Origin of the sequence: Micromonospora noduli, assembly GCF_003264365.1 — a bacterium.
GTDB classification, from domain to species: Bacteria; Actinomycetota; Actinomycetes; order Mycobacteriales; family Micromonosporaceae; genus Micromonospora; species Micromonospora noduli.
In genome coordinates this window covers 16990-43832 of sequence record NZ_PYAK01000052.1, presented here as the reverse complement: position 1 = coordinate 43832, position 26843 = coordinate 16990, and the positions used below count along the sequence as shown (strand labels likewise).

The window sequence follows — 26843 nt, the reverse complement described above, 5'->3', positions numbered from 1 at the left end:
AGCTAAGCCCTCCAGCGCCGATGGTACTGCACTCGTGAGGGTGTGGGAGAGTAGGACGCCGCCGGACAATCTTCCAGGAAAGGCCACCCCTAACGGGGTGGCCTTTTCTGCGTTCTCCCTTTCCTACGTTTCCCTGCCTGGTTGATCGGCTCGGGTTCCTGATATCCCGGGCTACCCCGATGGCCTGGTGAGGGCGTGCACGGGGGTTCGACACGCTTCGAAGCCAGCAAGGTCACGCTCGATCCTGGATGTAGTGGCCTCACGACGTGCGGACACCACTACAACCGGGATGTTGCGCGATCTTGCGGCCGGCCCAGGCGGCGGTCAGCGAGCTTGCAGGTCAGTAGGTCAACAGTCTGGGGTCCGCCCCCGTGCCCTGCCCCGGGCCCCCCTCACCCCGCGATCTTGCAGTTTCTGCTGCGGCAAACCGCCTCAGAGTTCGCGTTTCAACGACCGAAAGTGCAAGATCGCGGCGGTCCAGGGCTGGGCCTGGCGCCGCGGGCTAGGCTCGGCCTGTGGATGAGGTCCTGATATTTGTGGTGTTCGCGGGCTGCGTGGCGGCGGTCCTGGGCATCCTCTGGTGGCTCGCGTCCCGGGTGCGTCGCCGTGGCATCGGTGGCGAGGTCATGGGTCCGTTCGAGGAGATGTGGCACCCCGCGGCGCACCGGTTCCGGGCCGAGATCCGGGTGCAGGAGACTCGCACGGTGCCGATGCCACCGCAGGGCGGCAAGCGCAATGGGCACGGCCGCAACGCTGCCGAGCTGACCCCAGACCTGAGCTGACCGGGTGCAGGGCCGCTCAGAGCAGGGCCGCTCAGAGCACAGTCGGCCTCAGAGCACAGTCGGCCTCAGAGCAGGATCGACCCGGAGCGGGTGGGGCTCAGGACGTCTTCGGCCCGCAGACGTAGCGGGGCTCCGCGTCGTAGCGCCAGGTGAACTTCTCCCGCTTGACGACCACGCCGCCCTTCTTGATGACCCGGAAGGCGTCCTGGGTGAAGCCGTTGATGCCGTTGGTCTCGATGCACGACGGGCCGGGAGCCAGATGGATCTGCTTCGGCGCCGTGATGTTGCGGCGCGGCCCGTACTCGGTCTTCACGCTGTCGTAGATCTTCGTGCTCCAGATCGACACGGTGATCGTGCTGGACGTGTACGACGTGTCGATGAGCACGCCGTACTCGGTGTTGTTGCGGAACTTGAAGTCCAGATTCGGCCAGAAGATGGTCGACTCGATGACCGCCGGGTACCTGTCGAACCAGTAGGAGTGCGGCTTGTGTTCGACGTCCTCCAAGCCGGCGTAGTAGGTCGCGTTGAACAGCGTGGTGGTGAACTGCGAGGTGCCGCCGCCGACGCCCGGGACGAGCTTGCCGTCGAGGATGACAGGTGCGTCCCGGTAGCCCTGGGCGTAGCCGCGCTCGCCGGTGTGCCCGTTGAGCGAGAACGTCTTCCCAGGTAGCACGACAGTGCCGTCCACCTTCCTCGCGATGGTCGCGATGTTCTGGCTGCGTGACGAGGCCATACCGCCGGTGAATCGGGTGGTGAAGGTCGACACCCGCTCCTTGATGCCCAGGCCGGCGAGCTTCTCCCCGGTCAGCTGCGGCGGCGTCGGCTTCAACTCGCCGGTCACCTCGCGGCCGTCCGCCTTCGGCAGCACGGCCAGCAGGTCTCGACTGAGGGCCGCCGTGTCCAGTTGCTGCCCGGATCGCCCCTCCTTGGCGGTGGGCCGGCCACCGGAAATCGTCATCGTGGCGTCCTTCGGTGGCACCTCGATGGCGGCCAGCTTGTCGCCGAGCGCCGCCCGCAGCCGCTTGACGTCCACCGAGGGGGTGAGCTTGCCGGTCTTGTCGGCACCGAACCGGAGGCTCTTCGTGATGGCGGCGGGCGGGATCGTCACCTGGCCCTTGTTGGTGCGCAGGGTGACCGGCGCGGCGACCGCCGGCTTCGCCAGCTCGTTGACCATCCGGTCCAACTCCTCCGGAGTGGTCGCCGGGTGGGTCTCCACCAGGGGCACGGTGACCGGGGCGCCGGCCAACCAGCCGGCGCGGACCACCTCGGCGGAACGCTCCGGGTTCAGAGCCAGCCCAGGCTTGGGCTGTACGACCTTCGGCGTGGTGCCCTGATAGGTGATCGCCGGCATCGTCATGCCCTGGGCCTGGTTGCCGAGCACCTTACGGAGCGCGTCGTCCAACCGGCCCACGTCGACGGTCACCACCGGCTCGACGGTGCGGGAGCCGACCAGCCGGCTGACCGGGTGCGCGTCCGCCTCGGCGGCTGCCGCGATGGTCGCCGGCACGTCGACGGTCAGCCCCACGTCGGCCGGGTTGATGTCGGCGGTGCGCCCGTCGACGGTGACCTTCAGCGGCGTGGCGAGCGTTGCCGCCCGCCGGTCCAGTTCCGCCCGCAACTCCCGGTCGGCGTCCGCGCGGCTCCGGCCGCCCAGTTCGGTGCCGAGCACGCTGGTGCCACGGGGAACGTCACCGGCGTACGCCCAGGCGCCGGCACCCGCCACGGCGGCGAGGACGCCACCGGTGATGCCGGCGGCGAGCAGCACGCGCATCCGACGCGGCCGGCGCGGGCCGCCGTCCGGCTCGCCGGGGGCGGCTGTGGTGACCGGCTCAGCTCCGTCGTCCGGCCAGGTGACCGCGGTGACCTGCACTGTGGGCCGGTCGTCGGCGGGTGGACTGTTTTCGCCGTACAGCGTCACTGCAACCTCGATCGCCAGGGTGCCGCGGGAGGTCCTCCCTCCCGGAGGCACCTACGGTAACGAATCCCCGGCCGTACTCGTCGGCTGCGCCCGCCAGGCGCAGCTACCGCGTGTCGTTCGGCGTGTCGCAGCGGTCCGGGGGCGGTGCCGACGGCCGACCACCGACGTGGCACGGTGACCGGGTGGACGCTGCGGAGCGGGTGTTGGCGTACGGCGGCGGATCGCTGGACCGGGCGGGACCGTTGCGCACCGATCCGACACGGTTGGGGGCGCTGTTCACCGAGTCGACCACCGTGCTGCTGCCGATGTGGCGGGACCGTTGTCTCGTCGACGGGCACGGGCCGGTTCGGCTCAGCGCGGAGCGCGCGGCGCTGGTCCGGTCCGCCGCCGGCGAGACCGTCTTCCTGGGGCTCGACGGGGAGGCCGCCGTGTTCGCCGCGGACCTCTCCGCGCTCCCCGAGCGGTCCGCCGTCGAGATGGCCGGTGCGGTGCGGACCGTCGACGTGCGGGCACTGGTCGGGCGGCTCGAACCCGGCGACGCGGCCGTCCAGGCGTACGCCAGGGGTTTGTTGCACTGGCACCGGCAGCAGCGATTCTGCGGGACGTGCGGCGCGCCGGCCGTCGCCGACGGCGGCGGGCACCTGCGGACCTGCACCGGCACGGAGTGCGGACGTCTGCTGTTCCCCCGGATCGAGCCGGCCGTCATCGTGTTGGTCGAGGCACCCGGTCGGTCGGGGCGCTGTCTGCTGGCCCGGCACGGGGGCGCGGCTGAGGACGCGTATTCGACGCTGGCCGGCTTCGTCGAGATCGGCGAGAGCCTGGAGGACGCGGTCCGTCGGGAGATGAGCGAGGAGGCGGGCGTGACCGTCACCGACGTGACCTACCAGGGGTCGCAGGCGTGGCCGTTCCCCGCCGGCCTGATGGTGGGCTTCCGGGCCACCGCCACCTCCGACGACGTACGCGTGGACGGCGACGAGTTGCTGGAGGCGCGCTGGTTCACCCGGGCGGAGCTGCGGGACCGGGTGGCCTCGGGTCGTTCGCTCGGTCGGGTGGACTCGATCGACCACCGACTGCTGACGGACTGGCTCGCGGAGGGCTAGGGCGTGTTTCAGCCGCCGGACCCGGAGCGGGCCGACGGGCCGTCACCGCCATCAGCGCGGTGGTGACGATGGCCGTGCCCACTGCCGCGAGGAGAAGGCCGGGGACGGTGTGGGGCCGGAGGGCCGCGGTGACGGCCACCAGGCCGGCCACGCCCACCCACAGCGGTGCCGCCGCCCAGCGTGCGCCGGCCGCGAGACGGTCGTTGAGCAGCACGAACGCCACCGCGTAGAGCGCACCGACCGCCGCGAAGAGGGGCGCGTACCGGCCCAGGTGGTCGTAGTCGGGCCCACCGGCTAGGCGGAATGCGAGCCCTCCGGCGAGGGTCGAGGCGAGAACCAGCACCACGCCACACCCGCCTGTCACCGCGAGCGCAACCGTTCGGCTGCGCCGGTCACCGCGGGCCAGCCGCGGTAGGGCGAGGACGGCGGCGACCTGCGGTGCCCAGAGCGCGCCCTTGCTCAGGACGGTGCCGACCGAGTACGCCCCGGAATCCGACGGGGACAGCAGTTGCCGGGCCAGCAGCAGGTCGGCGTAGGAGACGACGAGCATCGCCACTGTCGCGCCGCAGCCGGCAACGACCTGAGCGACGGTCAGCCGTGGGGCGGTGGACGACCGTCGGGGCTCGCGGGCGAGCCGGGCCAGCACCGCAGGGGTGAGGGCGGCGGTCAACGCGCCGACCGCCAACGCGCCGGTCGGTCCCGCGCCGAGCAGCAACCCGGCGATCACGCCGCCGTAGCGGCCGGCGGCGAGCACTGCCATCCCGACGGCGAGTCGTACGAAGCGCTGGCCACCCTGCAACTCTCCGAGGGACCGGGAGGAGAGCACGATCGCCGCGGTGGTGACCGCCAGCAGTGCGGGCATCTCGACCGGGAGATCCAGGGCGGTGACCAGCAGTGGTGTCGCCGCGACGAGGGTTCCCGCGCAGACTGCGGCGGTGACCGCGGTGAGCCGTCGAGTGTCGGAGGCGCCGTGCCGGGCGCGGTGTACGGCGACGGCCAGTTGCAGGCCGAGCCCGGGCACACCGACGATGGCCACCAGACCGAGGGCGGCGGCGAGCGCGCTGAGGTCGGCCGGGTCGAGTCGTCGGGCGGCCAGGACCGGCACCAGGTAGGCGAGGCCGTTGACCAGGACCCCGGCCACTGTGACGCTGACCCCGGCAGCGCCGAGGCCCGTACTCCATCCGCGTGTCAGCTCCGTCTGGGCCGTCTTCTCCCGACGGACGGGTCGTCGAAGAGTCATGTGATCTCGGAGAAGGTCGGAAGTTGCCCGTCGGTTGGCCCGGCCGGCTGGCCGGGCCTCGCCGGCTCGGCCCCGTCCGGTTTGGCCGGGTACGGCTTCGGTCCCTCCGCGACCAGCGCAGCCGCCGCAACGGCTGAGGTCCCGGCGGTTGGCGTGGGCCGGCGTACCGGGCGTCGTCGGGCGGCGGTGGAGAGCCAGAGGGCGCCCAGGGCAACGACGATCGTGAGTTGCACGAGCGCGTCGGTGTTCCGTCGCGTCGAGTCGAGGTAGAGCAACCCGGCGAGCAGGACGAGCGCGCCCGGGAGCCAGGTCTCGACGGCCCGGCTGATCGTCCTGGCCCGACGTGGGTCGGCCGGCCAGGGCAGGCGGCGTGGGCCGGGTACCGCCAGCATGAATCCCGCCGCGACCAGCAGGCCGCCGATGAGGCCGCTCCACAGCACCAGCGCGGCGGCCCCGACGGCCAGCAGCGGCAGCGAGCGGGTGAAGCGGCGTCGGCCGCGTGGTGGGACGGTCGCCGAGGTTCGCCCGGTGGGCTGTCGGGCGGGCACTACCGCGAGCAGGACCACCACCGCGAGCAGGATGCCGCCGAGGAGAAGCCCCGCCCGGTACGGCGTGTCCGGGGCGAAACGCAACAGCACCTCTCCGGAGGCGCCGGCGGGAAGGATCCAGCCCTGCTGCCACCCGTCCGCCACCAGTGGCTTCAGCGTCCGCCCGCCGAGGGTGGCCTGCCAGCCGGTGTTGGTGTTCTCCCGCACGGCGAGCACCCGGTCGACCGGGTGACTGGCCACCCTTACCCGGCGCTCGGTGGCCGCCCAGGATTCGACCTCGGTGGCGCTGGCGGCCGCCGAGGCCGGGCTGGCCGTTCTCGGTACCAGGGCGACCCTGGTGGGCGAGGCGAGCTGGCTCGGGGTGGCGACGATGCGGTGGTCTCCGCGGCTCAGGTCAAGCTGCCGGGGCGTGTTCCGGCCGCACGGCGTCACCGGCATCTCGCGCATTTCCAGCAGGTCGCTGAGCGTGCCGCGCAGCGTGGTGGTCACCCGCGCCGCGCCGATCTGGAGCGTCGGCCCCGATCCGCAGGCCAGCGACAGGGGTGTGTCGAGGCGCGGTCCGACGGTGGGTGCTCCGGGTAGCACTGTCACCTCGCCGACCGCGATGGGCAACCGCTCCGGCAACCGCAGCTTGTACGGGTCGGTGCTGGTGGCGGATGGCTTGTCGAGGAACTGGATGGTGATCTCGTCGGTCCGCATCGGCGGGTCCAGGCGGAGCAGCCCGTCGTCGCCGAGCAGGCTGCTACGGAAGCCGTCGTCGCCAACGACCCGGACACTGCCGAGGCGGGTGGCGGGGGTCTTGTCGTCGACCGAGAAGCGGAGTCCGGTGATGGTCTGCGGCTTGAGCCACTTGAGCCGCAGGATCGGTGCCTCGTCGTCGATCGCCGGTGACCAGCTGGTGGCCGGGTTCCCGTCGAGCGCCGCCCCGGCCCGGCCGGTCGGGTCGGGCACGGCCGTCGACGAGGCGCTGATCTGCGCCGCGAGGCGCAGCGGCTGCGCGTCGGTCACCAGCTTGTCGAGGGCGTTGTCCAGGTCAGGGCCGGCCGTCGGCCGCGCCCACAGCTTGGCGTCGTACGCGCCGGCGGCCGGCAGGGTCAGGGTCCGGTCGATGGTGGACCCGTCCTCGGAACCACGGATGGCGTCGGTGGAGCAGCGCGGGTGCCCGTCGACGGAGAAGCAGGCCGGCGTGGTGGGTGCCGCGGACACGACGACGGTCGCCGGCCGGTCGGTGTCCGGTGCGGTGGGCAGGACCAGCGTGCGGCTGGTCTGGATGCCCGGAATCTTGATCTCGGCGATACCGACCGAGCCGTTTCCGAACGGGCGCAGGTCGTACGCGCTGTCGACCGAGACCCGGACCTCGCGGGTGGCGTGGACGCCGGGCAGTTCGAACACCATGTGGTCGCTGAACTGTTCGATGGTGCTGCTCTCGTACCCGGCGCTGACGGTCACCGTCGTGGGCAGGGCATCGGCCTTCAGGTCGAACCACACCTCGACCCGGGTGACCGTCGTCGGATTGGCGAGGCCCACCTCGATCCACTGTTGGTCGCTGGGCGAGTACGGCGCGGACTGCCAGGAGGTCGCCGGGTTGCCGTCCATCGCCGCGTACGGCTGGTGCTCGGGGCGGGCACCGCCGGGGGAGTCCACCTGCGAACGGGCGGTGGAGGTGCGGATCGCGTTGATGCCCTCGAAACGGGCGACGGTGGAGTGCTCCGCACCCCACTCGGGCAGGTAGTCGTGGGCGGGCGCGGTGACCTCGAAGGTGTCGTCGGCGGTCAACGTCTGGGAGGTGTTGTCACGGAGTCCGCCGAACGACACGTCCCGCCTGCGAAACCCATCGGTAATCGCCACCGGTCCGGTGACGTCGGCGGTCGACGCGTCGCCGGCCAGGACGGTGGGCGCCGAGCCGAGCTGCCCTGCCGCAGCGAGGTCGAGCAGTGACTCGGGGCCACCGACCACTGTCGTCACGGCGGCTCTGTCGTAGGCGACCACCGGCTCGACGGGCCGGTCGACCCGGTAGACCTCCAGCGCCCGGACGGGCACGTCGAGCCCGTGGTCGCGGAACTCGTCGGCGGACGAGGGCCCGCCGCGCAGGGGGCCGAAGGACGTGACGCGGGTCAACCCGGGTGAGCGCTCCAGCGCCTGCCGGACCACGGCTGGGCGGGCCGTGTCGGAGCGGCCGTGGTCGAGGTCGGCGCGGAACAGGACGTGGCTGATTCCGGATCGGGCCAGCAGGTCCGCCAGACCGGTCGACCCGGCGCCGGTGGCGAGCGTCGACTCGATCACGTCCAGCAGTCGGATCGTGGTCGGTGGGGTGAAGGGGATGGCGTTGCGTACCGCCCACCGGCTGTTGAGCAGCGGCTGAGTGATCTCGTCGGTGGTGTTGCCCCAGTCGTACGACGGGAAGCGCGCCCCGGGTACGACGAGCACCCGCCCGCGCCCCGTGTTCGCGTCGAGCCAGTCGGTGGCGTCGTGCCAGTAGCCGGGCACCTCCTTGACGCTGCCCGGGGTGGCGAGACCGCCCGCGAGGGCGGGCGTGGCGACCGCCGTGACGGCGACGATCGCGGCGCCGGCGGTCAGCCAGGCGCGTGCGACGGTTCGCGGACGGTGCCGCGCGGGCGCGGTGCGCGCAGCCCGGACGGCCAACCCGATCAGGTGCGCCATGCCCAGGCACAGGGGTAGGCGGAGCAGGACGTCGAACTTGTGCACGTTGCGCAGGGGTGCGCCGACGCCGTCGAGGAACTCCCGCTGCGGCCCGGCGAGGATGTTCGGCAGGTCGCCGACGTGCCCGAGACCGACGAGCGCGACGCCGAGCACCAGGCCGGTGATGAGGAACCGGCGGTGCGGCATCCCCCGTCGGGACAGCCCGAGCACACCGAGCGCGGCCACCGCCAGGGTGGCGGCGACCAGCACCGCCTCGTTGGCGAGTCGCGCACCGGACGGGATGGTCGGTCCGAACGGGGAGGCCAGGTAGGCGACCCAGTAGGAGGCACCGCGCAGTGTGGTCACCCCGTCGGTGACGCTCGTGGTGTTCCGGGCGGTCTCGATGTAGTCCAGGAAGGGCGGGCTGTACCGCCCGAGGACCAGCAGCGGAACCAACCACCACGCGGTGGCCAGGGCCACCGCGCCACACCAGGCGGCGATGGCGGTGACCCGGCGGCGTACGGGCTGAATGGTGGCGAGCCAGAGCAGGGCCAGTGGCACCACCGCGAACACGGCAGTGGCGTTGACCCCACCGGCGCAGGCGACGGCGAGGGCTGACGCGGCGACGGCGCGTCGCAGTCGCGTGCCGGCGGCGAGACCGACCAGTGGAATGAGCACCCAGGGGGCGACGGCGCTGGGCCAGGCTTCCACCGAGGACCAGCCGAGCTGGGTGAGGATGCGTGGTGACAGCGCGAAGGCGACGCCGGCGATCATGCGTCCGGCGGGCGTTCCGATGTTGAGTCGGCCCGCCAGGCGCACGGCCCCCAGGTAGGCGACACAGAAGAGCAGTGCCCACCACAGCCGCTGCACCACCCACGGCGCGAGGCCGGACTCCGACCCGAGCAGGAAGAACGGGCCCATCGGCCAGAGATAGCCGTACGCCTGGTTCTGTAGTTGGCCGAACGTGCCGGTGGGGTCCCACAGGTGCAGCGAGCGGAGCAGCCACCCGGCCGGGTTGACGTTCAGATCGACCTTGGTGTCGGGGACGACCTGGCCCGGGGCCTGCTGGAAGGCGAGGGCGGTGAGAGCGATGCAGATGACCAGGTGCCGGAACCGTCGGGCCGTGTGCCGGCTCCGGCTGGACCCCGGAGCGGCGCCACTGGCCACCTCTGCACGCATTTCGGCTCCTGTCTTCACCGGCCGGACGCGCACCTGCAGCCGACGACTGTCGCGCGACGTTATCCGGACCGGGCACGGACGGGCGACCAGGGGCGCTGCGGTGGCGTTATCGGGAGAACGGCCGTCCCCACGGCGTGTAAGCGTGTGGCAGGCTGCCGACCATGTCAATGCCAGAAGCTGAGGCCGAGACGCATCCGGAACGCGTCACGTCCGACGGCGACGGGCCCGGGCCGATCGGCCGATGGCTCCGCGCCGACCCCGTCCGTGCCGTGGCGATCGCCCTCATCGCGGTGTCCGTCGCCTGGCGCGCCGGTCTCGCCACCCGTGGCTGGTTCTCGCAGGACGAGTTCGTCATCGCCGCCCAGGTTCTCGACACCGGGCTGGACGCGGACTATCTCCTGCGTACGTTCAACAACCACCTCATGCCCGGCGGCCTGTTGGTGGCGTGGGCGATGGTGCGGGCGGCGGGCTTCGCCACCTGGCCGTGGGTGTTGCTGCTGGCTGTTGGTCAGGCGGCGACCGGGATCGCCCTCTACCGGCTGTTGCGCGATCTGCTCCGGCCCGGTTGGGGCCTGCTCATCCCGTTGTGCCTGTTCATTTTCAGCCCGCTGACGCTTGAGGTCTCCTCGCTGTGGTTGGTCGGGCTGCTCGTGCTGCCGATGCAGTTGGCCCTGGTCATGGCGGTGGCAGCCCAGGTTCGGTACGTGCGGACCGGTCGCCTGCGACACCTCGTGGCGATCGCGTTCTGGCTGGTGTTCGGCCTGCTCTTCGACACCAAGTCCCTGCTGATCGTGCCGCTGCTATTCCTGCTGACCGTCTTTTTGTTCACGTCCGGTGGCGTGTTGCGCAGTGTCACGACGGCGGTCCGTCAGCACTGGCCGGCCTGGCTGATGCTCAGCGCGCTGTCGGGGGGATACCTGGCGTTCTACCTGACGCGTCCATCCGGCGAACTGCGGGACCCGACCTCGGTCGGTCCGGTGCTCAACTTCCTCGGTGACCTGGTCGGCGAGACAGTGGTGCCGGGTCTGCTCGGAGGTCCGTGGCGTTGGAGCTACGCCGGTGACGGTCCCCCGCTCGTCGACCCGTACGACATTGCCAAGTGGTTGTCGTGGGCGGTGCTGGCGACGCTCGTCGTGGTCACCGTCCGGCGGCGTCCGTCGGCCGGCCGGGCCTGGCTGCTGCTCACCTCCTACCTCGGCCTGGTCGCCGCGCTCTTCGCCATCACCCGGCTGGGCGGGCCGCTCGGCCCACTGATCGGCGTCGTCCCCCGGTACGTCGCCGACGTGGTGCTGGTCGCCGCGATCTGTGTGGGTGCGGCCCTGCTGGGGATCAAGGACACCGACGAGGACGAGGTGTCGGCGTGGCCGGTGCCGACGGTCCTGCGGGAGCCGGGCGCGTTCGCGGTCGGCCTGGTCTCGATGATCGTCGTCCTGGCGACCATTGGCGTGGGCACCCTGTGGAGCACGGCCCGTTTCGGGGACAACTGGAGTACCAAGTACGGGCGGGACTATCTCGCGACGACGCAGGCCGAGCTCGCCCTAGCGCCGCCGGGCACCGTCTTCTTCGACACCGCCGTCCCGGACCGGGTGATCGCCGGTTACTTCTGGCCGGACAATCTCCAGTCGCACTTCTTCCGCCCGGCCGAGCGTCGACCCACCTTCGTGACGGAGGCCGCACGACCGTCGACGTTCGATGACCTCGGCCGGATCCGTCCGGTGGTGGTCCAGGGCCGGAAGATCGTGCCCGGCCCGGTGGACGGTTGCGGGCACCTGGCGGAGGGCGGCCGACCCACTCGGATCCCGTTGGACGGGTACCTGGTGGAGTGGCCGTACGTGGTGCACTTCGGCTACCTCAGCTCGGGCGACTCGACGGCGCTGTTCCGGCTCGGGGACGCCACTCGCGAGATCACCCTGCGACGCGGGCTGAACGACCTGTTCTTCCTGCTGGAGGGTGCGGGGGATGCCGTCGAGGTCACCGTCCAGACGCCAGGGGTCGGTGTGTGCACCGAGCTGATCACCGTCGGCCGGGCGGTGCCGGCGTCGTGAATGGTTGAGCCGACCGACGGCGTCGACGCCGCACCGGTTCGGCGGACGCGGGACACGCTGGCGCTGTACGCGGTCGCGGCGGCGGTCACGGTGGTGGTGCTGGCCCCGCTGGCGGCGCCCGGCTACGCGTTGCTGTACGACATGGTGTTCGTACCCCGGCAGCCGTTGACCTGGGATCTCGTCGCCCCGGCGCAGAGTCTGCCCCGGGCGGTGCCGATGGACGCGCTGGTCTCGCTGGTCACCCAGCTCGTGCCGGGCTGGTTGGTGCAGCGGCTGGCGCTCGCCGGGGCGGTCTTCCTCGCGGCGGTCGGCGCCGGCCGGTTGGTGCCGACCGAACGGCGCGCGGTCCGGCTGTTCGCCGCGTTGGCGTACGCGTGGTCGCCGTACCTCGCCGAGCGGTTGCTCATCGGGCAGTGGGGGCTGCTGCTCGCGTACGCCGCGCTGCCCTGGCTGGTGCGGGCGGCGCTGGACCTGCGGGCCGGGCGCGACGGCGCGCTCGCCCGGGTGGTGCTCGCCGCCGCTCCCGCCGCCATCACACCGACCGGCGGTCTGATCGCGCTGGGCACGGTGCTGGTGCTGACGTCGGACCGGATGCGTGCGCCCCGGTCGCTGCTGGTGTCGCAGCGGATGCATCCGCACCGGTCCCGGCAGGCGTTGGCCGCGGTCGCAGTGCTCAACGCCCCCTGGGTGGTCGCGGCCCTGGTCACCGGCGCCGGGGGTTCCTCGGACCCGGCGGGGGTGGCGGCGTTCGCGGCGCGTTCGGAGAACTGGGCCGGCCCGCTGGTGGCGCTGGCCGGCACCGGTGGCATCTGGAGCGCGCAGGCCACCCCCGCCAGCCGCGCGGCGCCACTGGTACCGGTGGCGGCTCTCGTGCTGCTGATCCTGGCCGGTGTCGGTGCGGGCCTGCTGCGGCGCCGGCTGCCCCCGGGTGGGGTGGCGCGCCTGGCGGTGCTCGCCGGGACCGGGTCTCTGCTCGCCGCCTTCGGGTTGCTCCCCGGCGGGGATGCCGCGCTGCGCTGGGCGGTGGTGCACCTGCCGGGCGCGGGGCTGCTGCGGGATGGGCAGAAGTTCCTGGCGCCGTACGCCCTGCTGCTGGTGGTGTGCGCGGCGTTGGGGGCCGAGCGGCTGGTGGCCCGGGTCGACCGGGAGGTGGCCGGGGTGGTCCTGGTCGGGCTGCTGTTCCTGCCGGTGGCGGTCCTGCCGGACCTCGCGTTCGGCGGTGCCGGTCGGCTTCGTCCGGTGAGCTATCCGGCGGAGTGGCAGCGGGTGGCCGAGCACATCGAGGAGGAACCGGGGGAGGTCCTCGCGTTGCCGCTGAGCGCCTACCGGGCGTACCCGTGGAACCCTGGTCGGGTCGTCCTGGACCCGGCGCCCCGCTACCTGCCGGGGACGGTCCTGACCGACGACACGCTCCGGGTCGGCGATGTCGCCGTGGCCGGCGAGAACCCGCGCGTCCGTGAGATGCGCGAGGCGCTGGCCGAGGGGCGGCCGGTCTGGACCACGGGGGTGCGCTGGGTCCTGGTGCAGCGCGAGGTCTCCGGCGAGGTGGATTCTCAGGTGCTCGGCGGCCTGGAGCGCGTCCACGACGGACCGTTCCTGACGCTGTACCGCAACCCGGCGACCGTGCGGGAATCGGGCGGGTCCGGGCCGGCCCGACTGGCGGTGGTGGCGGCGCTCAGCGCTGCCCTTCTGGTGGTCATCGGTGCCGCCGTTTCGGCACTACACCGGCGAGCTACCGCGTGGTAACGTCCGCTCGCACGTCTCGCCATTGGAGGATTGGCATGCGTAGAGCTCTGACCCTGGTCGTGTCTGGCCTGGTGGCGGCGTTGCTGGGGATCCTGGCTCTCGGCGGGATCTCGGCCGCCGCGACCGCCACCGACGAGGAGGCCGCGAGTGAGGCCAAGCTCGTCTCGGAGGCGGCCAAGCGGGCCGGTAAGAAGGACCCGTACGCCCCTGCGGTTTACGGCGACAGGTAGGACGGCTCGCCCCGCTGCTGCACTGGGCGGGGCGACTCCACACCCTTGAGGATCGCCTCGAAGCGCCCACCCGCGGCCTGCCAGGTGAAGCTGGCGGCGTGCTCCCGGGCCTGGGCGCCCATCTCCCGCCGCAGCTCATCCTGGTGCAGAAGCTTGCGCACCTTCATCAGGTAGTCGTCGATGTCGTCGGCCAGCAGGCCGGTACGCCCGTCGACGACCGCTTCGGCGACTCCGCCCGCTCCCCGGAACGCCACCGTCGGAGTGCCCGCCGAACCCGCCTCCACGATCGTGAGCCCCCAGCCCTCCTTGAGGGACGGGGTCAGGGCCACCCAGGCCGAGGCGAGCAGGGCGGCCTTCTCCTCCTCGGTCACGAAGCCCCGGAAGTCCACCCGCTCGGTGATGCCCAGCTCCGCGGCGAGTTCACGCAGGTGCGACTCCCACCAGCCCTGGCCGGCGACGACCAGACGTAGTTGGGGCAGCTCGTCGGCCAGGGCCGCGACGGCCCGCAGCGCCACCTCCACCCGCTTGTGTGGCACCAGTCGGTTCAGCGTCACGAGCAGCGGGAACGTCGCCCGTTCGGCGTCGGTGTGGGGCATCGTCGGGGTGCCGTTGTGCACCACGGAGACCTGCTCCGGCGGCACGCCGAGCACTGCCAACTCTCGGCGGGTCGCCTCGGAGACGGTGACGTACCGGCACCGCCGGTAGAGGCGTACGGCGAGCGACGATTCGATCCACCAGCCGAACCGGGCCGCCCACTGTGGAAGCACCACTGGCCACTGCTCGCGGTGCACGTGGTGGATCAGCTTGACCACCGGGCGTCGTGCCCACAGCGGGGCGAGGAACGGCAACCCGTTGCAGACGTCGACCAGGATGTCGGGCCGGCCGCCGCGGCGGGCCGCCAGCGGGCCGATGCCCAGCGCGCCCGCGACGTAACAGAGTGCCGCCCAGAGGTAGACGCTGTGTCGGCCGCCGCGCCGCACCAGCCGTACGCCCGCCTCGTTGACCTCGTCGGCGGGAGCCTGGCTGTGGGCGGCGCAGAAGAGGGTGGCGCGGAATCCGCGAGCCACCAGTTCGGCGGCGATCCGTTCGACGTACACCTCGGAACCGCCACCCTCGGGGTTGCGGGTGTCTCGCCAGTTGAGGAACAACACGTGTCCGGGCATGCCGAAGCGACGCTCCACGCGAACCCTACTCTCAAGTAATTTAGCGACCCGCGTCACATTAGGGGCTGGTGTGCCGGCCGGCAATGCCCCGATGGGCCAGCGCTGGGTGCTATCCGCCGACCGTGGGCACCGGAGTGCCAGCCGCGACGGTCGGCGGTGTGGTGGCCGGTGCGGCCACGTCGGTGGCGGGGGTCCCGGGTGTCTGCCCACGTCCGGTGGGTCGGCGCCGACCCTGCGACCCGAGCAGTTGCAGGGGCCGCTCGATGCCGTAGTAGCTGACCGCGGCGTAGACCAGACTGAAGGCCATGGTGAGGGCGAAGGTGGTGAGCAGCCCACCGGTGAACAGCGGGCGGTCGTCGACCAGGTAGATGAGTTCGATGACCATGGGGTGCCACAGGAACAGCCCGTACGAGACCGCGCCGAGCCACCGGGCGGACGAGCTGCCGAAGATCTCCTTGGCCCGGCTCGGCCCGCCGAAGGCCACCGGGATCAGGATCAGCGCCGCGATCACGAGGTAGAGGGCCAGCTTGACGCCGAACTCGGCGGCCGTCGGCTCGGTGAGGTCGCGGGGGCCGGCGACGGGCGTCGTCGCGATCGCCATCAGGCCGACGGCGGCGGCCCAGCAGGTGACCGGTGCCGAGGCCAGGTCGTCCAGGACCCGGAAGGCAGCGGGCGCGGTCCCGGTGCGCAGGGCGACGTGCGCCGCCGCCAGTGCCATGCCGGCGCCGAACCAGGCGGCGTACGAGGGGAACCACATGGTGTGCAGGGCGGTGTCGAGCCAGCCGAGCCCCATCAGGGTGAGCCATCCCGCGGTCAGCAGCGCACTTCCGCTGACGATCACGATGGTCCGTACGGGATGCCAGGACCTTCCGACGGCGAGCACGGCGACCAGCGGCAGGAGCAGGTAGAACACGACCTCGGTGGCGAGACTCCAGGTCTGGCTGAGCCCGGCGCGCAACTGCCCGGGTTGGTAGATCTGGGTGAAGGTGAGGTGGCGGATCCAGTCGCCGACGGACGCCTGCCCGTTCTGCGGCAGGAGGATCAGGCAGACCACGATCGCCAACCAGTAGGCGGGCAGGATGCGCAGGGCTCGCCGCCACAGGTAGCGCTTGGCGCGGGGTCGGGCCAGGCCCGTCGCGGCGTTGAGCGCCCACGGCCGAAACAGCAGAAACCCGGACAGTACGAAGAAGATGGCGACGCCGACGTCCAGTCGAGCCAGCCAGCCGCCCCAGGTGGTGTTCATGGTGACGGCGGTCTGGAACCCGATGTGGTGACCGACGACCGCCACCGCGCCGATTGCTCGCAGCGCGTCGAGGGCGGGAAGTCGGCCGGTTACCGAAGGCTCCGAAACTGTTGGCGCGGCGGCTGTGGACATCTGGACATCCAGGGGGTCGCTTTGAAGGTGACCGGGGAGTAACCTCCCGCCATGTTAAGGATCGGGTGCCCCGGACAACAGGTCGTAGGGCGGCAGGTTACAGGAGGATGAGTGAAGCTTCGCGTGGGCGCCGCGCTCTTCGGGCTTGGCGTCTTATTGCTGGTCTTCGCGGCCGGGCTGCCGTTTTATGTGGCCCCTGCCGTGACCAAGCTCCCCTACGATCTTGAGCCAACGACGTCCGTCGCCGAGGCGAAGAACGCCAAGTTCCTGAAGATCACCCGGGTCGGAGACTCGGCGACCATCGAGGTCCTGCAGGGCGACCTCACGTCCAATGTCGAGGTCATTCCACAGCCCGACGACACCAAGGATCGGCTGCCCGAGGACCTCAAGGGCGACGCGGTGATCTGGGACGTCTACCAGACGGTCCGGCGTACCGACAGCCCTGAGGTGGTGGTCAGCCAGTACAGCACCGAACTCGCTCTCGACCGGATTTCCGGTGCGGCTGCCTCCTGGAAGGAGCAGTGGCTCAACGAGACCGGGGCGGACGGGACTCCGGTCGGCAACGTCAAGTACGCCGGTCAGATCTACAAGTTCCCGTTCGGCACGGACAAGCGCGACTACCAGATTTTCGACCGTGATCTGAAGCGGGCCACTCCGGCGAAGTTCGTCGGCACCGAAAAGATCAAGGGCATCGAGGCGTACCGCTTCGAGCAGCGGATCGAGAACGAGGTGCTGGCCACGCCGGAGAGCAGCCTCCAGACGTTGGTCGGCAAGTTCGCGCCAGGTGCCACCAGCGGTCAGATCGTCTACAGCAACATCCGGACGGTCTGGGTCGACCCGGTCACCGGCTCGTACGTGAACGTGCGGGAGCAGCAGCACAAGGAGTTGCAGCCCAACACCGGCACTCCCACGGTGCTGCTGGACGCGGACTTCAACTACAACGACGACACGGTCAGCCGCAGTGTCGAGACGGTCAAGGACAACCGCTTCAAGATCGGCCTGATCAGTTTCTGGGGCCCGATCGTCGCTGGTGTCCTCGGTCTGATCGCTGTCGTCTTCGGTGTGTGGCTGGTGACCCGACCCGAGGGTGGGACGGCCCGGCACCGCGCCGAGCCGGCGGTCGACGACCCGACGCCGACCCGGGTGGACCAGGAGCCGGTACGCGACACGGACACCGTCGAGCAGCCCAGGCCGCAGCCGGTCGGCGGGCCACTGACCGACGAGATCCCGCCGGCTTCGACCAACTGGAAGTCGGAGGACCCGACTGTGCCGACCCAGCGTCCGGCTCCGGGCGAGGTGGAGCAGCGCTGACGCGCGTACGACCGGACGCATGACCGAGGGGTGAACCGCTACGCGGTTCACCCCTCGGTCATGCGGCAACCCGTACGACCTGCGTGCTTTACATTTGTTATTCGATTGTAATTAGTCAATGCAGAGTCACGTTGCGCTGATACCACTGCCGCTTCATGCCTGCCTTGTCGCCATATAGGACGGTTGCGAGGGTGAATGTGTTCACTTTCAGTGATGCCGCACCTCCGTCTGGTTGCCCGGCTGTTACCGCCTGGTAATCAGGGGGTTGTGACCTGCGCCGCAACGGGTGCACCATCAAGCCCGATGGTTACCAGCCGGTAACAGACCGCGGGCTCCCAGTGCGGGTCGCCCGCTCGGGACCGGCCACTCGCGCGCATCGACCCGAGGAGGAACCCGTGCAGGATCGGTTAGACAGTCAGGGTCGTACCCGATGGTGGCGGTTCGCCGCCATGATGGTGCCCGCCACGGCGGCTGCCGGCGCCATCCTCTTCGGAATGTCGACCGGCGCGATCGCGTCCGACATCACGGTCTCCGGGCAGACGTTCAAGATCGGCGCCGACCGTCTGGAGGGCGACGGCTTCAAGCAGTACGGCGGCATCGTCCGCGAGAAGGGCAAGGACGGGAAGTCCGGTCAGGTCCACCCGATCGCGCTCTCCGAGATCAGCAGCGCCGAGTTGTACAGCCTCTGCCAGTCCGTCCGCGCCGACCTGCCGGGCCTGCCGGTGGTGCTCACCATCAACGCCGGCGAGGGCAAGGAACCCGCCCGCGCCAAGGACCTGCTGATCGCGATGGACTCGTTGAACGGCAACGCGACCTTCACCAACATCAGGATCGGTCGGGACGCCACCGACCTGAACCCGACGGCGCAGGCCGGCTCGTTCGGCCAGAACTCCGACCACGTCACCATCACCAACCTGCAGCAGGTGTCCCGCTACACCACGGCGGCCACGTTCAACCTGGTCGGCCTCCGACTCAAGGTCAACGTGGGTGACGACGCCAAGGGCAAGGAGTGCTTCTGAGCTGAGCCCAGGCCCGCGGTGGTCAACGCCGCGGGCCGGGTCCATGCCCCCATCCCCGCTCGGTCCCGTCTCTGCTCGGCCAGGAGGAGTACGTGACAACCGCGAACCCGTCCCACGCCCGGCCCGGTGGTCCGGCTCAGGCGTGGCGGCTCTTCCGCCGCTGGCAGCGCAGCCGGCCGTTCTGGGGCGGACTGCTCATCGCCCTGGCCGGGCTGGAGATGTTCGCCTCCACCCGGATGACCCTCAACGGTCTCAGCTTCCACAGTGGTGCGACAGGCCTGCTCTCGCTGCTGATCCCGATCATCCTGGTGACCTGTGGCCTGCTGCTCTGGTTCACCCCGGCGCAGCGGCTGTTCTACTCGGTCGTCGCGGCGGTCACCGCTGTGTACTCGCTGATCGGGCTCAACCTGGGCGGCTTCTTCGTCGGTCTGCTGCTCGGCATCGTCGGCAGCGCGCTCGCCTTCGCCTGGACCCCGATCCACCTCACACCACCCACCCCGCCACCGGCCGAGATCGAGCAGAACGGCGACGACCCGGGCGGTGCCGGCCTGGCCGGCGTCGGCCTGGCTGATGTTGGCGCCGACGGATCTGACAGTGGCAGCGCCGAGCAGGACGGTGTCGGACGGGCCGGCGCCAGCCCGGGCGGTGTTGACCAGGGCGGTGCTGGCCAGGGCGGTGTCGTGCGGGTCGATCATCCGGGCGGCGGAGCGTCCGACGAGGGTGCACCGCCCGAGTGGCCGGGACGTTCCGCTGATCCGCGAGCCTTCGCCATTGCTCTCGTGATCCTCGGCCTGGCGGCCGTCGGTCTGGCCAGCCAGCCCCGAGCGGTGCAGGCCGCGCCGAGCCGACCGGCCTCGACCGGCTGCCCCACTCCGACCCGGGCCGTCACCCCGTCGCCCAGCCGTAGCGCGGCCACGCCGACGCCCACCCCGAGCCCGGCGCGGGGCGGCGGCAACGTGATCACCGACATCCTGGACGGGATCGGCGATCTGCTCGGCATTGGAGGCCAGGAGGACCCTGCCCCCTCGGTGCGTCCCACTGCCACACCGACAGTCCGGCCGACCAGCACGACGACGCCCCGCCCCGGCCCCGCCGACTGCCCGTCGCAGGCCCCGGGCAAGCCGACCCCGGGCAAGCCCGGGAAGCCGGCACCCGACCGGCCGGAAACGGTGCAGCCGGGCAAGCTGCTGCCGCGGATCGCCGCCGATCCGGCCCTGCCGACGGTGGCCCAGACGCCGTCGAAGCTCACCGGGTCGTCGGTGCGGATGACCGGGCTGCGGTTCGAGGGAGTCACGGACCTGCACACCGTGAAGGGCGACCTCAAGGTGCTGAAGTTCAGCATGCGAGAGGCGGTGACCGCCGACTTCCTGCTGCGGGCCGACGGCCCCGCAGGGCGCGACCAGCGGTACGCGACCAACCAGTTGACAGTGCGGGGAGACGTGGCCTTCTACGCGACCCGGTTCGTCGGCCGACTGCTCGGCATCAAGATCACGCTGACTCCGGATCTGCCGCTACCGGACGGTCTTCCGATCACCTCGCCCATCCCGATCACGTTCACCGACCCCACCATCGACCTGGCGTACGTCACCAGCGACACGCTGACCGCCCGCCCGGCGTTGGCACTCACCCTCGGCTGAACGCACAGCCGCAGAGCGGCCTCGGGGTGGAGCGCCCGTCGCGCGAGCAGCCTCGGCTCGGGGCGTGGCCGCGCGCGGCGACGGACTCGTCGTACCGTCGGCGCGCGCAGCCACCGCCCCGGTCAGAGCCGGGCCAGCGCCCGGCGCAGCGGGTCGAGACCCAGCGCACCCAGGTCCAACGCCTGCCGGTGGAACTCCCGCAGGTCGAAATCGGCGCCCTTGCGGGCCTTGGCGTCCTCGCGGGCCTGGAGCCAGATCCGCTCACCCACCTTGTACGACGGCGCCTGCCCCGGCCAACCCAGGTAGCGGTTCAGCTCGAAGCGCAGGTTCTCGTCCGGAACCCGGCAGTGCGCCCGCATGAACTCCCAGCCCAGCTCGGGCGTCCACCGCTCGCCCGGGTGGAAACCGAACGGATTGTCCTTCGGGATCTCCAGCTCCAGGTGCATGCCGATGTCCACGATCACCCGTGCCGCGCGCATCGCCTGGCCGTCGAGCATGCCCAGCTTGTCGCCCGGATCCTCCAGGTAGCCCAGCTCGTCCATCAGCCGCTCCGAGTAGAGCGCCCAGCCCTCACCGTGGCCGGAGACCCAGCAGAGCAACCGCTGCCAACGGTTGAGCAGGTCGGCCCGGACGGCGGTCTGCCCCACCTGGAGGTGGTGACCCGGCACGCCCTCGTGGAAGACCGTGGTCACCTCTCGCCAGGTGGAGAAGTCGCTGATGCCCTGCGGCACCGCCCACCACATCCGACCCGGCCGGGAGAAGTCCTCACTCGGACCGGTGTAGTAGATGGCGCCGTCACTGGTCGGTGCGAGGCAGCACTCGATGCGGCGGACCTGCTCCGGGATGTCGAAGTGGGTGCCGTGCAGCTCGGTGATCGCCTTGTCGGCCAGCGCCTGCATCCAGTCCCGGAATGCCTCCTTGCCCTGGATGGTTCGGGCCGGGTCGGCGTCCAGGGTGGCCACGGCCTCGTCGACGCTGGCACCGGAGCCGGCGATGCGCCCCGCCACGACCCGCATCTCCGCCTCCAGGCGGGCCAGCTCGGCGAAGCCCCACGCGTACGTCTCGTCCAGGTCGACCTTGGCGCCGAGGAAGTACTGCGAGGCGAGCTCGTAGCGCTCCCGGCCGGCGGCCTGCTTGTCCCGCCCGTGCGGGGCCAGCTCGGTACGCAGGAACTGGCCGAACTCCGCGGTCGCCGCGGTCGCCGCCGCCGCACCCCGACGCAGTTCGGAGCCGAGCGTGCCCTCCGCCCCGAGCCGCTCGACCAGCCCGTGGAAGAAGTTGTCACCGGTCGGGTCGACCCAGATGTCGCACTGCTTCGCCACCTCGACCAGCTGCACCTTCGAGCTGACCTCACCGGCGGCGAGCGCCTCACGCAGCGTGGTCTTGTAGCCCTCCAGTGCGGCGCCGAAGCCGTTGAGGCGGGCGGCGATGTTGGCCTGGTCGTCGCTGGTAGTGGTGGGCATCAGGTCGAACACCATGCGGATCTCGTGCAGCCCGCTGGTGATCACGCTGACCTCGCTGGTCACCTCGCCGGCGTCGTACCGGGCGAGGTCCAGGCCGAGCCGTTCCTGCATGGCCTCCTTGGCGGTCCGTTCCGATTCGGTCTCCGGCTCGGTCACCTCCAGCTCGGCGAGGGTCCGGCGGGTGAGGTCCGCGCGCGCCCCGTAGCCGTCGGGCGAGAGGTCGTCGAGCTGGTCGTCATGGCCGGCGATGCCGACGAAGGTCGCGCCGGTGGGGCTCAACGGCGCCCACTCGGCCACGTAACGGTTGGCGAGTTCATCAATTCGTCCCACGCTGCGACCCTACGTGACCACCCCACCCCTGTGTCGCCGACGTTTGTCGTGTTGGAGCTGCGGGTTCAGGTACGGCGTGACGGCCGAAAGGCGCGCGACTTTGTCGTACGGTTGCGGCAGAGTGTCAGGGGTGACCACCGATACCACTCCTGACAAAGCGCCGGTCCGCGCCTGGCTGCCCGGCTTTGTCGCCCTCGCCGCGATCTGGGGTTCCAGCTTTCTCTTCATCAAGGTCGGGGTGGCCGAGCTGCACCCGGTCCAACTCACCCTCTACCGGGTCGTCGCCGGCGGTCTGACCCTGCTGGTGGTCCTCGCCGTGCTGCGCGACCGGCTGCCCCGTGAGCCCCGGGTCTGGGCACACCTGACCGTCGTCGCCGCCTTCGGCGTGGCGGTGCCGTTCACCCTCTTCGGCTACGGCGAGCAGCGGGTCGAGTCGATGCTGGCCGGCATCTGGAACGCCACCACGCCGTTGATCGTGCTGCCGCTGGCGGTGCTGGTCTTCCGCACCGAGCGGCTCACACTGCGCCGCGCGGTCGGGCTCGGGCTGGGCTTCGTCGGGGTGCTGGTGGTGCTCGGGGTCTGGGAGGGCATCGGCGGGGCGCACTTCACCGGGCAGCTCATGTGCTTCGGTGCGGCGGCCTGCTACGGCGTGTCCATCCCGTACCAGAAGCGGTTCGTCGCCGGCAGCGCGTACTCGGGTCTGTCGCTCTCCACCGCGCAACTGCTGCTCGCCGCCGCGCAGCTGGCCATCGTCACCCCCTTCGTCGCCGGCCTGCCGCCGCTGCCCACCGAGCTGTCGGCGGGGGTGGTGGCAAGTGTGCTGACCCTCGGCGCGCTCGGCACCGGGCTCGCTTTCGTGATCAACATGCGCAACATCCGGGTGGCCGGCGCGAGCACCGCGTCCACCGTCACGTACCTGATTCCGATCTTCGCGGTGCTGATCGGTGCTCTGGCGCTCGACGAACGACTCAACTGGCACCAACCGGTCGGCGCACTGATCGTGCTGCTCGGGGTCGCGGTCTCGCAGGGGATGTTCAGTCGCCGCCGGAGCAGCCCGGTCGTCGGCGTGGGTGCTCCCGCCACACCCGCCGCCGAACCCGCCCGCCGCTGACAGCACCGCACCCGCCCGCGGGCAGGCCGCCGTGGGCCGTCGGGCCAGTCGCCGTGTCCATCCGGTTCGTGATCGACTCGGTTTCCTTGAAATCGGCAGGTCCCGGTCCGCCGGACACCCGGTTTCAAGAAACGCGAGTCGATCAACGCTGAGCTGGCCGGCCGTCGAGGAGGCGCGAGGGGGGCTGGTCAGGTGCGGTTGTGCGTCCAGGTCACCAGTTGCTCTGCCGACCAGGTGTTGATCACGCGGTCGGCGGGGACGCCGCAGAGGGCGGCGCGTTCACAGCCGAATCGTTGCCAGTCGAGTTGGCCGGGCGCGTGCGCGTCGGTGTTGATGGCGAACCGGCAGCCAGCCTCCAGGGCGCGGCGGATCAGGCGCTTCGGCGGGTCCTGCCGCTCCGGCCGAGAGTTGATCTCGACGGCGGTGTCGTGCTCGGCGCAGGCGGCGAAGACGGCGTCCGCGTCGAAGTCGCTCTCCGCCCGGGTACGCGCGCGGTGCCCCCGATCGCCCGGACCGGTCACCCCGGCTGGGCGGGACGACACCATTCGGCCGGTGACGTGACCGAGGATGTCCAGGTGCGGGTTGGCGACCGCCTTCAGCATGCGCCGGGTCATCTTCGACCGCTCGTCCTTCAGGCCGCTGTGCACCGACCCGACCACCACGTCGAGCCGCGCCAGCAGGTCGTCGTCCTGGTCCAGGGAGCCGTCGGCGAGGATGTCCACCTCGATCCCGGTGAGGATCCGGAAACCCTCGGGCAGCGCCGCGTTGACCTGCGCCACGTGGTCGAGTTGCCGGCGTAGCCGCTCGGCGGTCAGCCCCCGGGCCACCGTCAGCCGGGGCGAGTGGTCGGTCAGCACCAGGTACTCGTGGCCCAACTCCACCGCTGCCAGCGCCATCTCCTCGATGGGCGAGCCGCCGTCGGACCAGTCCGAGTGGGTGTGACAGTCGCCGCGCAGGGCGGCGCGGAGCGCCGTGGCCTCGGCGTCCAGGTCGCTGCCCTCGGTCGCCACCAGCCGGCGGAGGTAGACCGGTTCCTCACCGGCGAGGGACTCCGCCACGCAGCGGGCCGTGACGTCACCGACACCGGCCAGTTCGGTGAGCGTGCCGTTGCCGGCCCGTTCGGTCAGCTCGGCCGCAGGCAGGCCGGCCAGCGCCTTCGCCGCCGACCGGAACGCGCGTACCCGGTAGGTGGCCTCGTTCGCCCGTTCCAGCAGGAACGCGATCCGGCGCAGGTCGGCGATGGGATCTCTCGCGCGGGCCATGTCAGGGCGCCTTCGGGCAGCCGTGCTTGCGTTGCCACGCGGTGACCTCGGCGGCCGGCTCCCGGTTGCCGCCGCGCCGCCAGGAGTCCAGGTAACGCGCCGGCCAGATCACCCCGCGCCGGATCCACCAGCCGTCCTTGCCCGCGCACGCCGGCGAGATGCCGAAGTGCACGTGACACACGTTGTTCGCGTTGCCGGTGCGGCCCACCTTGCCGAGCTGCTGCCCGGCGCGGACCCGCACCCCGACGTCGACTCCGCTGGTCACGACGCTCAGGTGCGAGCCGTAGTAGCGCACCCCGTCATCGCCGAGCAGAGCGACCGACAGACCGCCGTTGTCCGGGCCCTGTGGCCCACGCTTGCGGTACCGGTCCACGCGGCTCACCTCCAGCACCGTCCCGTCGGTCACCGCCACGAACGGCTCGCCGCAGTCGGCGAAGAGATCCGTCCCCGGGTACGCCCCGTGCGTCGGGTGGTAGTCGACGTTGTCGGCGCGTACCGGAAAGACGTGCTTCAGCCCGGTGCGGGGTGCCGTCGCCGACGGCCTGGCCGACGACGGCGCCGGGGGGCTCGGGTCGGTCGCCGCCGGCGTGGGCGGCTGCGACGCCGGTTGGTCGGCGGTCGCCCAGACCGAAGGTGGCGTCGGCGCGGCGCCTTCGGGCACCCCCGGCCGGGTGGTCGCACAGCCGGCGGCCAGCACCGGGGCGAGCAGCAGCAGGATCGGGTACGCCGGACGAGCGCGGCGCCTGATCGTCGGCGAGGACATCCGGTCATCCTGGCAGAGCCGGTACCGTGGGCACGAGCGGCACGCGTGAGAGAGGGCAGCGACGGTGACCATTGCCCGACCCGATCCTGGCCCGGATTTCGGTGCCGTCCGCCCGGTGCCGCGTACCCCGTCGGGTCTCTTCCCCTCCGGGCCACCGACGCGGCCCACCTACCGCGAGCCGCACCCGGTCACCGGTGGTGGTGTCGCCTCCGGTGGTGGCGCGGCGGCCGGTTGGCTGCTGCTGTTCGGCCTGCTCGGCACCGACGTGACCAGCTACGCGTGGTGGACGGTGTTCGCCGGCCTGCTGGCCTGGGTCACCGCCCTGGTGCTGGTCCGCTACGGCGACCGAGGGGTGGCCACCGGGGTCGCCATCGTCACGGCGGGTGGTTGGAGCATCGCGGCCGCCGTGGTGGCGGTCCGCTGGGCCACCAGTGGTGACTGGCCGCTGTGGTGACCGGCACGGACGGGCCCCGAAACGGCGCTCGGTGACTGCACCGTGTGCCCGGTTGGCTGCGTAGCGAACGCCGTCTTGACGTGGCCGCCGAGACTCGGCACGCTCGGGACTATGGCCTGGACCACTCCCCGGCAGGATCCCGATCGCAATCGCCGTCGACTGCAGTTGCTGGCCGAGTTGGCGGGCGCCCGGGCGGTCCGCCAGCGCAGCCGACCGCAGCGGCAGCGCACCGAGCGTCTGCGCCAGCTCATCGCCACCCGCCGTCGAGTCGTCGGCTGATCCGACTTTGTCAGGAATGACCCGCCCTTCGGGGCGTTGACGAGTCACCTGCCGACCCGACCGGCTAACGTGCACGCGTAACGAGTCGACGCTGTGTCGAGGGCTATTGGGGGGACCGTGTCGTACTTCGCTGCGGCCGTGGTGCGCGACGACAGTGGCTGGACCGCCGCCGAGGTCAGCCTGCGTGGCGCCACCGACATCGACGAGGTTGCCGACCGGCTGCGTGACGTCGACCAGGAGGCCGACGTGTCGCTGCTCTTCGTCGAGGGCGACGACGCGTACCTGGTGATCCTGCGCCTCGACGAGGGCGAGGACCTGCGGGTGTTCGGTTCGGACTCCGCGTACGCCGAGGAGTCGCAGCTCGGGGCGCTGCTGGTCGGTGACCTGAAGACCTCGGTCACCGGGCTCGACGGTGACGACGAGCCACGCCCGGTGAGCACCGGTGACGAGGAGAGCGAGCAGCCCGTCGTCGACCCGGAGGCCGACCCGGTCGGTGACGCCGACCTGCTGGCCAACCTGGGCATCTCCGCGCAGAAGCTGCTGACCCTCTGCACCCACGAGGGGATGATGCCGGCGGACGTCACCGCCGAGATCTGCCAGGTGCTCGGCTGCGCCGACGAGGTCGAGGAGCTGCGTGAGGTCTGAGCCGGCCGACGCCACCGATCCGTCGCTGGAGTCGATCCGACCGGGCCAGCCGACCCCCGGCGTCGTGGGCCGCGCCGGGCCCGGCGCCCACGAGGGTTTGGCGGACCCGGGCGAGGTCGGCCGACGACAGCGGCACGAGCTGTGGATGCGTCGCGCCCTGGAGATCGCCGTCGCCGGTCCACCCGTCGACGACACGGTCAGTACCGACGTCGACGACGTGCCGGTGGGGGCGGTGCTCTACGGGCCCGACGGCACCGAGTTGGCCACCGGACGCAACGAGCGCGAGCTGACCGGCGACCCCACCGCCCACGCCGAGGTGCTGGCCCTGCGCCGGGGTGCCGAGCGCACCGGCCGGTGGCGGCTGGACGGCTGCACCCTGGTGGTCACCCTCGAACCGTGCACCATGTGCTCCGGGGCGCTGGTGCTGGCCCGGGTCTCCACAGTCGTGTTCGGCGCGTGGGAGCCCAAGACCGGCGCGGCCGGATCGCTCTGGGACGTGCTGCGGGACCGTCGGCTCAACCACCGCCCCGAGGTCTACGGCGGGGTGCTGGAGGCTGAGACCGCCACCGTCCTGCGCGCGTTCTTCCGCTGAAGCCGCGTCGC

At 71.4% G+C, this 26843-nt stretch carries 21 protein-coding genes; 13 read left to right on the top strand and 8 right to left on the bottom strand.

Going from position 1 to position 26843, the window contains the following annotated elements; translation table 11 throughout:
- Nucleotides 1-515 precede the first annotated feature (515 nt).
- Nucleotides 516-782: a hypothetical protein gene (locus GUI43_RS27010; RefSeq protein WP_112589276.1), complete on the top strand. Its 267-nt coding sequence runs from the start codon at nucleotides 516-518 to the stop codon at nucleotides 780-782.
- A 97-nt stretch (nucleotides 783-879) separates the two neighbouring features.
- Here the strand turns inward: GUI43_RS27010 and GUI43_RS27005 are convergent, their stop codons facing one another.
- Nucleotides 880-2700, bottom strand: a complete 1821-nt coding sequence (locus tag GUI43_RS27005; protein WP_112700058.1) for a VanW family protein — start codon at nucleotides 2698-2700, stop codon at nucleotides 880-882.
- A 182-nt stretch (nucleotides 2701-2882) separates the two neighbouring features.
- On the opposite strand from GUI43_RS27005, the gene nudC reads away from it, so the two are divergent.
- Nucleotides 2883-3800: an NAD(+) diphosphatase gene (nudC, locus tag GUI43_RS27000; protein ID WP_112604794.1), complete on the top strand. Its 918-nt coding sequence runs from the start codon at nucleotides 2883-2885 to the stop codon at nucleotides 3798-3800.
- Here nudC and GUI43_RS26995 read toward each other — a convergent pair.
- Nucleotides 3697-5040 (bottom strand): lipopolysaccharide biosynthesis protein, encoded by a 1344-nt coding sequence (locus GUI43_RS26995; RefSeq protein WP_244220603.1) that lies wholly within the window; start codon nucleotides 5038-5040, stop codon nucleotides 3697-3699. The genes nudC and GUI43_RS26995 overlap by 104 nt on opposite strands.
- Nucleotides 5037-9407 (bottom strand): alpha-(1->3)-arabinofuranosyltransferase, encoded by a 4371-nt coding sequence (locus GUI43_RS26990; protein WP_112700057.1) that lies wholly within the window; start codon nucleotides 9405-9407, stop codon nucleotides 5037-5039. Before GUI43_RS26990 ends, GUI43_RS26995 begins: the two co-directional genes overlap by 4 nt.
- Nucleotides 9408-9574: 167 nt before the next feature.
- Here GUI43_RS26990 and GUI43_RS26985 point away from each other — a divergent pair, with 167 nt between their 5' ends.
- From GUI43_RS26985 to GUI43_RS26975, 3 genes are read left to right on the top strand one after another with little or no spacing between them, the layout of a single operon-like run.
- Nucleotides 9575-11452 carry a hypothetical protein gene (locus GUI43_RS26985; protein WP_373861109.1) on the top strand — a complete coding sequence of 626 codons (1878 nt, stop codon included), beginning with the start codon at nucleotides 9575-9577 and terminating at the stop codon, nucleotides 11450-11452.
- Nucleotides 11453-13198 (top strand): MmpA family trehalose lipid delivery protein, encoded by a 1746-nt coding sequence (locus tag GUI43_RS26980; RefSeq protein WP_112700056.1) that lies wholly within the window; start codon nucleotides 11453-11455, stop codon nucleotides 13196-13198.
- A gap of 35 nt (nucleotides 13199-13233) precedes the next feature.
- Nucleotides 13234-13428, top strand: a complete 195-nt coding sequence (locus GUI43_RS26975; protein ID WP_112589285.1) for a hypothetical protein — start codon at nucleotides 13234-13236, stop codon at nucleotides 13426-13428.
- On the opposite strand, the gene GUI43_RS26970 is transcribed toward GUI43_RS26975, so the two are convergent.
- Together GUI43_RS26970 and GUI43_RS26965 are read right to left on the bottom strand one after the other, a co-directional pair.
- Nucleotides 13413-14591 carry a glycosyltransferase family 4 protein gene (locus GUI43_RS26970; RefSeq protein WP_112700055.1) on the bottom strand — a complete coding sequence of 393 codons (1179 nt, stop codon included), beginning with the start codon at nucleotides 14589-14591 and terminating at the stop codon, nucleotides 13413-13415. The two genes, GUI43_RS26975 and GUI43_RS26970, sit on opposite strands and share 16 nt — an antisense overlap.
- Before the next feature lie 109 nt (nucleotides 14592-14700).
- The gene (locus GUI43_RS26965; RefSeq protein ID WP_112700054.1) at nucleotides 14701-15966 is read right to left on the bottom strand and encodes an acyltransferase family protein; all 1266 of its coding nucleotides are present in this window, start codon (nucleotides 15964-15966) and stop codon (nucleotides 14701-14703) included.
- Between the two features lie 111 nt (nucleotides 15967-16077).
- Between GUI43_RS26965 and pgfA the strand changes: the two genes are divergently transcribed.
- The 3 genes from pgfA to GUI43_RS26950 all read left to right on the top strand — a co-directional run bounded on the left by pgfA (nucleotide 16078) and on the right by GUI43_RS26950 (nucleotide 19933).
- A complete protein-coding gene (gene pgfA / locus GUI43_RS26960; protein WP_112589289.1) occupies nucleotides 16078-17277 on the top strand; it encodes a cell envelope lipid trafficking protein PgfA in 1200 nt (399 codons plus the stop codon).
- Between the two features lie 395 nt (nucleotides 17278-17672).
- Entirely contained in the window at nucleotides 17673-18296 is a 624-nt protein-coding gene (locus tag GUI43_RS26955) for a DUF6230 family protein (protein WP_112700053.1), read from the top strand.
- A gap of 92 nt (nucleotides 18297-18388) precedes the next feature.
- Nucleotides 18389-19933: a DUF6114 domain-containing protein gene (locus tag GUI43_RS26950; RefSeq protein WP_112700052.1), complete on the top strand. Its 1545-nt coding sequence runs from the start codon at nucleotides 18389-18391 to the stop codon at nucleotides 19931-19933.
- Nucleotides 19934-20055: 122 nt separating this feature from the next.
- Here GUI43_RS26950 and GUI43_RS26945 read toward each other — a convergent pair whose 3' ends face one another.
- Nucleotides 20056-21726 carry a DUF885 domain-containing protein gene (locus GUI43_RS26945; protein WP_112586856.1) on the bottom strand — a complete coding sequence of 557 codons (1671 nt, stop codon included), beginning with the start codon at nucleotides 21724-21726 and terminating at the stop codon, nucleotides 20056-20058.
- A 130-nt stretch (nucleotides 21727-21856) separates the two neighbouring features.
- On the opposite strand from GUI43_RS26945, the gene GUI43_RS26940 reads away from it, so the two are divergent.
- Nucleotides 21857-22837 carry a DMT family transporter gene (locus tag GUI43_RS26940; protein ID WP_112586854.1) on the top strand — a complete coding sequence of 327 codons (981 nt, stop codon included), beginning with the start codon at nucleotides 21857-21859 and terminating at the stop codon, nucleotides 22835-22837.
- Between the two features lie 188 nt (nucleotides 22838-23025).
- On the opposite strand, the gene GUI43_RS26935 is transcribed toward GUI43_RS26940, so the two are convergent.
- Nucleotides 23026-24099 carry a PHP domain-containing protein gene (locus GUI43_RS26935; RefSeq protein ID WP_112586852.1) on the bottom strand — a complete coding sequence of 358 codons (1074 nt, stop codon included), beginning with the start codon at nucleotides 24097-24099 and terminating at the stop codon, nucleotides 23026-23028.
- A 1-nt stretch (nucleotide 24100) separates the two neighbouring features.
- Entirely contained in the window at nucleotides 24101-24862 is a 762-nt protein-coding gene (locus tag GUI43_RS26930) for a M23 family metallopeptidase (protein WP_112586850.1), read from the bottom strand.
- Nucleotides 24863-24926: 64 nt separating this feature from the next.
- Between GUI43_RS26930 and GUI43_RS26925 the strand changes: the two genes are divergently transcribed.
- The 4 genes from GUI43_RS26925 to GUI43_RS26915 all read left to right on the top strand — a co-directional run bounded on the left by GUI43_RS26925 (nucleotide 24927) and on the right by GUI43_RS26915 (nucleotide 26832).
- Nucleotides 24927-25316, top strand: a complete 390-nt coding sequence (locus GUI43_RS26925; protein ID WP_181518659.1) for a hypothetical protein — start codon at nucleotides 24927-24929, stop codon at nucleotides 25314-25316.
- A gap of 111 nt (nucleotides 25317-25427) precedes the next feature.
- Complete coding sequence (locus tag GUI43_RS34015; protein ID WP_167362451.1) at nucleotides 25428-25595, top strand: hypothetical protein; 168 nt, start codon at nucleotides 25428-25430, stop codon at nucleotides 25593-25595.
- A 117-nt stretch (nucleotides 25596-25712) separates the two neighbouring features.
- Nucleotides 25713-26240, top strand: coding sequence for a tRNA adenosine deaminase-associated protein (locus GUI43_RS26920; RefSeq protein WP_112586846.1), 528 nt, complete (start codon nucleotides 25713-25715; stop codon nucleotides 26238-26240).
- A 145-nt stretch (nucleotides 26241-26385) separates the two neighbouring features.
- On the top strand, nucleotides 26386-26832 hold the full coding sequence (locus GUI43_RS26915; protein WP_112700059.1) for a nucleoside deaminase: 447 nt from the start codon (nucleotides 26386-26388) through the stop codon (nucleotides 26830-26832).
- Nucleotides 26833-26843 lie beyond the last annotated feature (11 nt).

Excerpts from the sequence above, each read along its gene's own strand:
- GUI43_RS26975 (WP_112589285.1), top strand. The coding sequence starts at position 13,234 with ATGCGTAGAGCTCTGACCCTGGTCGTGTCTGGCCTGGTGGCGGCGTTG.
- GUI43_RS26935 (WP_112586852.1), bottom strand. The coding sequence starts at position 24,099 with ATGGCCCGCGCGAGAGATCCCATCGCCGACCTGCGCCGGATCGCGTTC.
- GUI43_RS34015 (WP_167362451.1), top strand. The coding sequence starts at position 25,428 with ATGGCCTGGACCACTCCCCGGCAGGATCCCGATCGCAATCGCCGTCGA.
- GUI43_RS26930 (WP_112586850.1), bottom strand. The coding sequence starts at position 24,862 with ATGTCCTCGCCGACGATCAGGCGCCGCGCTCGTCCGGCGTACCCGATC.
- GUI43_RS26990 (WP_112700057.1), bottom strand. The coding sequence starts at position 9,407 with ATGCGTGCAGAGGTGGCCAGTGGCGCCGCTCCGGGGTCCAGCCGGAGC.
- GUI43_RS26985 (WP_373861109.1), top strand. The coding sequence starts at position 9,575 with ATGCCAGAAGCTGAGGCCGAGACGCATCCGGAACGCGTCACGTCCGAC.
- GUI43_RS26915 (WP_112700059.1), top strand. The coding sequence starts at position 26,386 with ATGCGTCGCGCCCTGGAGATCGCCGTCGCCGGTCCACCCGTCGACGAC.
- GUI43_RS26995 (WP_244220603.1), bottom strand. The coding sequence starts at position 5,040 with ATGACTCTTCGACGACCCGTCCGTCGGGAGAAGACGGCCCAGACGGAG.
- GUI43_RS26965 (WP_112700054.1), bottom strand. The coding sequence starts at position 15,966 with ATGTCCACAGCCGCCGCGCCAACAGTTTCGGAGCCTTCGGTAACCGGC.
- GUI43_RS26970 (WP_112700055.1), bottom strand. The coding sequence starts at position 14,591 with ATGCCCGGACACGTGTTGTTCCTCAACTGGCGAGACACCCGCAACCCC.
- GUI43_RS26980 (WP_112700056.1), top strand. The coding sequence starts at position 11,453 with ATGGTTGAGCCGACCGACGGCGTCGACGCCGCACCGGTTCGGCGGACG.